The sequence below is a fragment of the Streptomyces chisholmiae genome (genome assembly GCF_031845445.1).
Taxonomy (GTDB): Bacteria; Actinomycetota; Actinomycetes; order Streptomycetales; family Streptomycetaceae; genus Streptomyces; species Streptomyces chisholmiae.
Map to the genome: position 1 here is coordinate 1 of NZ_JAVREO010000219.1, position 437 is coordinate 437.

Genomic DNA, 437 nt, shown 5'->3' on the forward strand with positions numbered 1-437 from the left:
GTTCTGGGCCGTGGCCGGCTCCTTCGACTTCCAGTTCGGCAACGAGAGAGATGCGATCACGAGCCACGTCGTGCTCACGCTCGGCATCATCGGCGGCGCGGTCTTCCTGCTCGTCCTGCTCGCGCGAATCTTCTGGGGCTGGGTCAAGAAGATGTGGGCCCGGGCAAAGAAGGGCGCGGCGATCCTCGGCGACCTCCGCGCGTACCTAAGGCTCGTGCTGATCCCGCAGGTAGGCGGCTACGTGGCGAAGGTGATGGTGATCGTCGTCTTCCTCGCGGCCTACAGCATCCCGGTCACGTTCGGCTCGGTGATGAGCGTGCTCGGCTCGAACCAGCTCGCGAACATCCTCTCGTTCACGCCCGGCGGCGTCGGCATCAATCAGGCGTTCAACTCGTTCGCGCTCGACAGCTACACGGACTCGACGACCGCAACCGCCT

The 437-nt window shown here is 65.0% G+C and carries 1 protein-coding gene; it reads left to right on the forward strand.

Translation table 11 applies throughout. From position 1 onward, the window contains the following. On the forward strand, positions 1 to 437 hold a 437-nt coding region (locus tag RM844_RS32895; RefSeq protein WP_311671091.1), incomplete at both ends, for a hypothetical protein.